The sequence below is a fragment of the Corynebacterium sp. H128 genome (assembly GCF_037482625.1).
Taxonomy (GTDB): Bacteria; Actinomycetota; Actinomycetes; order Mycobacteriales; family Mycobacteriaceae; genus Corynebacterium.
This window is the reverse complement of record NZ_JBBHKW010000016.1, coordinates 1-7,226: the sequence shown is the minus strand read 5'-3', so window position 1 is coordinate 7,226 and position 7,226 is coordinate 1. Positions and strand designations below refer to the sequence as shown.

Below are 7,226 nucleotides of genomic sequence, written 5' to 3'. Positions count from 1 at the left end.
CCCCCCCCCCGGCACCCCCCCCCCCCCCCCCCCCATACGGACCCCCCCCCCCCTTCTTCCCCCCCCCCCCCCCCCCCCCCCCCCACGACCACATGACAATATTGGCCTGCATGTCTCGTGTGCACATGCTGTAGGAGGAATTGATGCCGATCCGTTGGGATGAGATCAACCCAAACAAGGGCTCACAGCTCATTCGCCCCCGCGAGATCTATGCCGCCCTCCAAGGACGGAAATGGTCACGGCTTCGTCCGGAGCAGAACGAAGTGCTGGAAGCGTGGTACGACCGTCGTTCTGAGTCCGACCTCGTTCTCAAGCAGAACACTGGTGGCGGCAAGACTCTGACCGGTCTACTGATCGCCCAATCCAGCCTGCATGAGGGTATTGGACCAGCCGTGTTCCTCGTGCCTGATAAATTCCTGATTCAGCAAGTCTTAAACGAGGCTAACGACGCCAAGATCCCAGTCACCACCGACGTGAAAGATGAGTCGTTCCGCTCGTCGCGGGCAATCCTCGTCACGACATTCCACAAGCTCATCAACGGACGCAGTGCCTTCGGTGTGCGCGGCGTAAAGAGGATCATTCCGCTTGGTGTCGTCGTCATCGACGATGCGCATTCCGCCCTCAACGCTACGGGAGGGCTGTTTGCAGCGTCGATCCCATCTTCATGCGACGCATTCGATGATCTCCTCGCCCTGTTCGCCACTGATCTACACGACCAGAGCCCCAAGGCGCTCGCAGAGATCCGCGCAGGTGGCTTCGGTGCGCCGATCCGCGTACCGCCGAAGGCCGTTGCGGACCGAGCCCTGGAAGTTCTCAATGTGATCCAGCCTTACGCGAACAATGATGCCATCGACACGCTCTTTTACTCGTGGCCATTCGTGGCGGACTTGTTAGAACTGGCGACGATCACGTTCACGTCCCGGAATATAGAAATCAAGACTCCATGTCCAGAGGTCTCATTGATTCCGGCATTTCAACAGGCGAAGCGTCGGGTGTATCTGACCGCAACACTCGAGGACGAAGGCGTCCTCGTCACTGAACTCGACGCTAACGCCGAGGCAGTGCGGAGGCCAATCACCCCAAAGCAGGCTTCCGACCTGGGGGATCGAATCATCCTTGCCCCACTATCTATCAATCCTCAGCTCGTGGACTCTGCTATCCACAAGTTGGCCCGCGACGTTGCCGACGGCAATCGTGGTGAAAAAGCCAACGCCGAGCCAGTCAATGTGGTGGTTCTTGTTCCCGGCGACCACGCGGCGACGCGATGGGCTCGCGTTGCCGACGAGACGCTGCGTGTGAGCGACATGCGCCCCGTCATCGAGCGCATGAAGAACGGTGAGCATGTGGGCATCGTGGTGCTAGTTAACAAGTACGACGGAGTAGACCTACCCGGAGACGCGTGCCGGCTGCTTATCGTCGACGGCATCCCCACTCCCCTTACCCCGCACGAGCAGCGAGCTTCTGCGGCGCTGATCGGTTCGATGGCCTTTAAGGCACGCGAGGTGCAAAAAATTGAACAAGGTATGGGCCGTGGCATCCGAGACGTAGGTGACTACTGTGCTGTACTTGTACTCACCAGCGACGCGGCGCTAACACTCCGTGACCCGCAGCTTCGAAGCTTCTACTCGCCAGCGACACGAGTTCAGATCGAGCTCAGCCAACAGCTCGCAGAACAGATCCAGGGTGAGGGTATCGAGGCGATCAGTGATCTCCTCGATACTTTCCTGCAGCGCAAGAGAGAGTGGGTCAGCAGGAGTCTGGAGGCCACCGCCGACGTCACCTATGACGCCACAGGAAACGTCACTGAGATCGCCGTCGGACGACGGGAAGCCTTTAATCTCGCTGTGGCGGGAGACACGGACGGCGCCGTACTCGTTCTACGGTCGGCCATCGACACGGTGACCGACCCTCTAGCGAAGGGCTGGTATCTGGAGGAACTGGCCGCTTACGAGCACCACGTCGATCCTGTCGCAGCCCAGAAGACGCTGGCTTCTGCACGCAAGAAAAACCCAGTGGTGCTCAAGCCAGCAATCCCACCGTCCCGTAAAAAGATTGCCGGACCCACGGTCCAGGGCAAAGAAGCAGCGAAATACCTCGATGAACACTACACCGATGCTCGCACGCTAGAACTAACTGTGGCGTCACTGTTCGACAACATCATCTGGGGCGTCGAACATGCCGCGGATCGAGCCGAAGAGCAGTTCCGTTTGCTGGGACTTCATCTCGGCTTCGGGTCGAGTCGACCTGAGAAGGAAGATCGCGATGGCGGCCCGGATAACCTATGGGCGCTCTCTGCTCAGCAGTACGCAGTTATCGAGCTGAAGACGGACGTTTCGCGCAATAACCCTGTGATCACCAAGGACGAGGCGAAGCAGCTCACTCACTCAATGACCTGGTTCAGCGAGCGCTACCCTGAGGTCTCGACGTCGATATCCGTACTTGTCCACCCATCGGAAGAGCTTGAAGCTCAAGCTCATGTACCGTCCGGAACGCGGGTCATCACAAAGACCGGACTGCACCGTCTCCGGCTAGATGTAGAAGCCTTTGTCAAGCATCTAGCCGGAGACGGCACATGGTCTGACCCGTCCGTCGTGGCTTCAGCACTTGCTCAACACTCTCTAACCGCGGACCGCGTCTTACAGCGGCATAGCGAGAGCGTCCGCCGGTGACGGGCCCTTCCTGAGACCTCCTCAGCGTGAGCCCACATGGATCAGCAATCACTTTGGGGCACTGGGATTTGTGGCCCGCAAGTACGCACCGTTGTCAGACCGCCAGGTGAAGGTTCTGGCGCGGGTGGCTGATAGGCGTCCGGAAGGGCGTGGTCGGACTTCACTTACAAGCGCACGACGTATGCGTTGGCGGATCGCGGTCTGGTGACGATGAACCAGCGGTACCACTCTTGTTCCGAGGTGTGTGTCTCGTCTATTGCTTTGACGCAGAGGTCTTGTTGTCTCGCCTGGCGTCGACGAGGACGAGTTTGATCTTGATGCCTTTCTCCTTCGCAAGAGTGGCGATCGTGTCTTCGACTCGTTTGATGCGCTCGGGCGCGAAGTCCGTGTTGTAATGCCCAACGCATAGGTACACGCCGTAGCTGATCTGCTCGGTCTTCATGTATTGGGGCAACTGGGTCGCTGCGCCTCTGAAGAATCCGCTGCTGCGGATTACTTTGACTTCGAGGAGGGCACGATCTTCCCATCCCTTGGAGAATTTGAAGTCGACCGGACCGCGGCCGCGGTTGACCTCCTGGCTGATGTCAACCTGTGCGGCACGGCAAGTCTCGGTCCACATCGCGCCGGCGATAGCCTGGATGACCACTTCTTTCTGCGGGTTATCGGCGGCCCACAGTGCGCGCCACAGATCTGTATTCTCGACTGCGCGTTGGAAGCGTGTCGCAAGTAGTTCGACGAACGCCGGGAACTCCTGCTGCTGGATAGGAACCTCGGCTGAAGTAATGGGTGAGATCTTACCCACTGCTTCTCCGGTCTCCCGCCAGAAGACCAGGCCTTTCGGGTCCATTTCGACATCGTAGGGCAGGTGGGGCATCTGTGCTACCAGCCGCAGGTAGTCGGCTGCCTTGTCTGGGTACTTGCGTGCGAAGCGTCGCGCCAACACACGGCGGTCTGCTTGATTGAGACCCTGTGCGATCTCGTAGCTGAAGTCTTGTCGCAGAAGATGCCCTTCGTGGACCTCGGCCCACTTCCAGAACTCGTCCGGGGACACCGTCGGGATCTCTTTCAAGAACCGCTCAGGTGTGAGCAGAACTCCACCGCCACCAAACGGGGACTTCGGTAGTTCGATCTTGGCGTCGGGAAGCCACCTGGATCGCTTCCGATCCCAGCCTGGATGCTTGACGATCACTGGCTCCGTCGTAAGGCCGAGCTTCTTAGATACCTTTTGGGTGTATCGGATGAACCGGTGCTTGAGAATGTTGCAGAGGATGTCGCTGATCCGATCCAGACCGATTCCACTGGAGAAGAGGTTGAAGCCCGCGATAGACGCAAGATCTTCGACGTGCCCGTACCGGCGTGCGAGGTCGAGGATGTCTGCCATCTCACCGGCGGCCTTGGGTCCCGTTCCAGAGCCGTGCGGGGCGCCCATGCTCAGGCCAAGGCAGAACTCGTTAGGTTCGGGGAACCGCAACAGTTCGAGCGCCTTCTGGTATGCGAGTGAGTTCTGGTTTCCCTTGGCCTGCTCGATGAGACGTGCTGCGGTGTCGAAGAAGTCCGTGACTTCCTGCTTGGCCCCCTCCCACAAGGGCTTGTTGTCGTCGAAAACCAGAAACGGGTCGACATACAGTGGCGTGTCTTGGTCAAGCAGAGGGTTGAACCACGAGCTCTTTTTGCCGTGGTCCACGCCGAAAGCGCTGCTGAACCTCATGCCGTGTTCCCTTCTGCGCAGCCCCTGGCCCCGCTGGCCCGCTGTGGGGTGGGAGTACATTGTCGCATACTGCGCCTGTCTGGGGCGCACGCGCCCCGCACTGGTTCCCCTATCAGGGCTGAACCAGTGAGATCAGTCTTAGCAGGAAAGAGTCGCATCGGGTCTCCGGGACTAGAGGTTGGTCTCAGGGTGCTGGTCATCGACGCTCGAAGCGTTCAAAACGGACCTGAGCGCGTTCAGCAAGGGAATCCTCATGACAGCAATGCGAGATAAGTCCACGTACCCATATGGGCACGTGGACACGATCACAAGCAGTGCAGAACGGCAAGCCCAAACCGTTCACGAGCAAGTTTATCAAGATGAACCAACAAGTCACCCCTAAGTAGCAATATAGACATATAGGCACTTACGTCCAGCCTGTTTAACGGACTCATCGAGATGTCTCTGCTTAGCGCCGCCATTCAAGCAATCATCACAGATTGACTGGTTTCATAAAAACCCCAGGCCAGCGATGGCTCTATTTACAAAAATTCCCCCGCACATAACACTCCATATGAGATGATTTACCCTGGGGCTTACTTCTCGATTCAAAATTTCACACTGCTCATTTTTGACTCTCCAGCTCTCCGAAAGGTAAATATGTCTATCCAAATCACACACGTTCATTTTGAGGAATTCCAGAAGACGGAAGCCGCCATCACCAACTACAGGTGGCGAGGGCTAGAGAGTGGGGAAGTCGGTGAATCTACCAAGCCCGATCTTGTGCAATGGATAAATAGCGGCGGCCAAGCATTTGTTGGAAGTGGAACGAATCGAGTTCCTGTAGGCGTCATAAATCCTGAGAACGGAAAGCCCTACTTGCGAACTTATGCAGATGGAAAATGGACGAATAATCTAGTTGAACTTCCGTTATTTTGATATATCTCGACCTGAAAAATCAGCACGGTGACGAGTACCGCAAGGAAAACGTGGAGCTAAACCAGATCGAAGAAACAATCCTCCAAGCCCTACTACAAAACAACCGACTCAACCCACGCCAATGGCCCCGCCCATAACAAACAAAACAACGCCCACCCCGCAGCGGGTGGGCGTTGTCCTATTGGGGCACAAAACCACTAAAACAGCCTAAAACAACGCAACGAAAACCTAAGACACTACCGACTCGCCGCGCATCTCAATCCCCAATTTGGTAGCCACAAGCTGCGCTGCCTGATTGAGCTTATTCTCTCGCACTGTGATCTCGTTTGGTTGAATACGCATCTCCTCAGGAAACCAAAACCTATCCGTAATCTCAACCGGCATAGTCCCAGGCGCACGACATATCCAAACGTGATACTCCCCACTAGAGCAAAAAGCATCTTTCACCCAAGCGCAAAGGCTTCCTTCTCATTCACGCCCGACGCTACTAAATATGGGTCAATGTGGGTGCCGATGCGTCTTCCTGTGCTCGAACCAGACCCAAATCAAAGAAGCCAGGAGCAACGGTGGCGTAACCCACGCCAGACGGTGCCACCAGTGTGCTCCGAAGTATGATTCATCAGCACTTAGCCCTGCTAGGTAATTGATTACAAGCGTTGCGATGAACAGCACTACAACGACAGTAACGCTCCACCAGTAGGCTGCGCTTTTCTGTTTACGCATCAATGCCATCCTCCTCAATACATGTTTGCTGTTTTAGCGTGGGTTTGCGTGGTTAGTCGTCTCCCCCACCCGGATTACATCGTTCGGCTATTGTTCCAGGAAGTCCGACATCAGGGCGCCAATCCTCCAAGTTCCAACTGGACTTAACCCGGGCGACTTGAGATAGCGGGTGACACACAAACTGGTTGTGGAGGCTTCCGGTATCCGCAACCCCCTTGGATTTTGCTTCATTCCAACCTGCAGTTTCAGGGATTGGTGACCGCATTGCCCTTCCCAAGACCGTAGGAAAGACCATGTATCGCGTACCTTCGGGCTGTCCTACAATGTCCACACGGTCGATTAGGGACAGACCAAAAGCAGCCTTGATTGGTTCATCATCACTTTCGGCGGCTGCACGCTCCGTAACTTGGTTGGAGGGAAGATCAACGACCGTCACCACAGTGTCTTTGACCTCAAATTCAAGGCCAGCTGGTGCGACTGCGTAGAGCCCCACTTCATCGCCAGGTTTTACTACTTCAAGGAAGTTGGAATCGCCAAGCAGGTTAACTTTGGTTCCGGCTGGCCCCTCAATGCGAAAGCTATCCCCCACCTTCAGTTGCGCCTCTGTTTCGCCACCACTGGAATCGGTGTTAGCTCCAATCACTGACACATCGCTCCCCTCTACGGGAACGTACTTGTTTACCTCATCTGCGGCAGCCTGCACTGAAAATGTCGAACTCAGCGCAAACAATGCCGTGGCGCCCACGCACGCCAGCCTTTTTTTGAACATGATGACCCCTTTTCCAGATTTCCAAGATACCCGGCTCGTCACCGGCTTATCTCGAACCTACGACGAATGAAAAATGCAGTCAATAACCATTCGGTAACAATGATCATTTATCTACATGAACACTGGTCAGGCTTTCGCGGCCTGAGTCATTTTCGTAAGCATTAGTTCCACGTGCACATGGAGCACCGTTACGCATCCGCTCATTCGTAGAGAGAAGTGAATACCGACTCGGGGCGAGTGGTGCCCCAATCAGGTACACCCCAAACGAACACTAGAGTACTGGCCGTAAAACCTGTTCGGTAGGGTTAAAACTGTGGTTTTGAGCGCTCGATGGCGTTGTTCTGAGACCGATATTTGGCGCAGAGTTCTAGCGTCGGGCAGCTGCGCGCCGCGGGCTGAGGCGGCGGTACTGGGTAACGGACTCCACGGGCGGCAGCAG

The 7,226-nt window shown here is 56.3% G+C and carries 4 protein-coding genes; 2 read left to right on the top strand and 2 right to left on the bottom strand.

The features are described from left to right. Window positions 1-143: 143 nt before the first annotated feature. Window positions 144-2,669, top strand: coding sequence for a DEAD/DEAH box helicase (locus WG915_RS11260; RefSeq protein ID WP_339565480.1), 2,526 nt, complete (start codon window positions 144-146; stop codon window positions 2,667-2,669). A 253-nt stretch (window positions 2,670-2,922) separates the two neighbouring features. Here the strand turns inward: WG915_RS11260 and WG915_RS11255 are convergent, their stop codons facing one another. Beyond that, entirely contained in the window at window positions 2,923-4,377 is a 1,455-nt protein-coding gene (locus WG915_RS11255) for a hypothetical protein (RefSeq protein WP_339565479.1), read from the bottom strand. Window positions 4,378-4,935: 558 nt separating this feature from the next. Between WG915_RS11255 and WG915_RS11250 the strand changes: the two genes are divergently transcribed. Further along, window positions 4,936-5,295: a DUF3892 domain-containing protein gene (locus WG915_RS11250; protein ID WP_339565478.1), complete on the top strand. Its 360-nt coding sequence runs from the start codon at window positions 4,936-4,938 to the stop codon at window positions 5,293-5,295. A gap of 775 nt (window positions 5,296-6,070) precedes the next feature. Here WG915_RS11250 and WG915_RS11245 read toward each other — a convergent pair. Continuing rightward, on the bottom strand, window positions 6,071-6,787 hold the full coding sequence (locus WG915_RS11245) for a DUF2599 domain-containing protein (protein ID WP_339565477.1): 717 nt from the start codon (window positions 6,785-6,787) through the stop codon (window positions 6,071-6,073). Between the last annotated feature and the right edge of the window lie 439 nt (window positions 6,788-7,226).

Coding starts and splice junctions, on each gene's coding strand:
- WG915_RS11250 (WP_339565478.1), top strand. CDS start 4,936: ATGATTTACCCTGGGGCTTACTTCTCGATTCAAAATTTCACACTGCTC.
- WG915_RS11255 (WP_339565479.1), bottom strand. CDS start 4,377: ATGAGGTTCAGCAGCGCTTTCGGCGTGGACCACGGCAAAAAGAGCTCG.
- WG915_RS11245 (WP_339565477.1), bottom strand. CDS start 6,787: ATGTTCAAAAAAAGGCTGGCGTGCGTGGGCGCCACGGCATTGTTTGCG.
- WG915_RS11260 (WP_339565480.1), top strand. CDS start 144: ATGCCGATCCGTTGGGATGAGATCAACCCAAACAAGGGCTCACAGCTC.